The organism is Rhodomicrobium udaipurense JA643, assembly GCF_000636015.1.
Classification (GTDB): domain Bacteria; phylum Pseudomonadota; class Alphaproteobacteria; order Rhizobiales; family Rhodomicrobiaceae; genus Rhodomicrobium; species Rhodomicrobium udaipurense.
On record NZ_JFZJ01000246.1, the window covers coordinates 1 to 647 of the forward strand.

The window sequence follows — 647 nt, forward strand, 5'->3', positions numbered from 1 at the left end:
ATCAAGTTCTCCCTGGCTCCCAAACGGGTGTGATTTCGCCCTCAAAGCAACCAACGACGATTTTTTCATTGAATTCAACGAGATAGATGTGTGTTTTCGTCTCGACATGCGTGCCGACGTTGACGATTTCACCCTTTTCGCCCGCAGCTACGAGCAGGCTGTCCTGCGGCGCGTCCGGAAAGGAGCCGTCGTTGAAAAGATCCTGTGCGGCGCTGACCATCTGGCCCCACTGGAATTTCGGCGCGTTCATGGGTTCGTTCCTTCTTGCGGCATCTCATCTTCTTCCGGATCGTCTACGAGCATGAGTTCCTTGCGCTTCATGCCCACGCGGTTCCCGGTTTCGATGAATTCGACGCCATAGATATAGAATTGCTGCAAAAATGTCCCGATGCTGACGACGAAGCCTTCCTCGCCCTTGCGGCAGAGGATTTCGCCGATTTCTTTGCCGGGATAGGTGCCATCGTTTCGCACCACCTTCTTCGAGCGCACCTTGTCGCCGTAGTAGAAATACGGCGCGTCGTTCAGTTCGACGATGTCGCTGTCGCGGCTGATGTTTGTCATGTCGAAGCCTCGCGCGTCGGTTCGAGCGCACCCGCAGACGGGAACGGCACAACGTTGCCCTCGAATTCGGCCACGTTCTGCGCATC

2 protein-coding genes are annotated in these 647 nt (G+C 56.0%); both read right to left on the reverse strand.

Translation table 11 applies throughout. The features are described from left to right. Position 1: 1 nt before the first annotated feature. Positions 2–250, reverse strand: coding sequence for a nitrogen fixation protein NifZ (locus tag T281_RS17180; protein ID WP_037242608.1), 249 nt, complete (start codon positions 248–250; stop codon positions 2–4). Next, positions 247–561, reverse strand: coding sequence for a nitrogen fixation protein NifZ (locus T281_RS17185; protein ID WP_013420977.1), 315 nt, complete (start codon positions 559–561; stop codon positions 247–249). Before T281_RS17185 ends, T281_RS17180 begins: the two co-directional genes overlap by 4 nt. Positions 562–647: the final 86 nt, after the last annotated feature.

What these genes read in the sequence shown, in the direction of transcription:
- T281_RS17180 (WP_037242608.1), bottom strand. Translation starts at nt 250, where the DNA reads ATGAACGCGCCGAAATTCCAGTGGGGCCAGATGGTCAGCGCCGCACAG.
- T281_RS17185 (WP_013420977.1), bottom strand. Translation starts at nt 561, where the DNA reads ATGACAAACATCAGCCGCGACAGCGACATCGTCGAACTGAACGACGCG.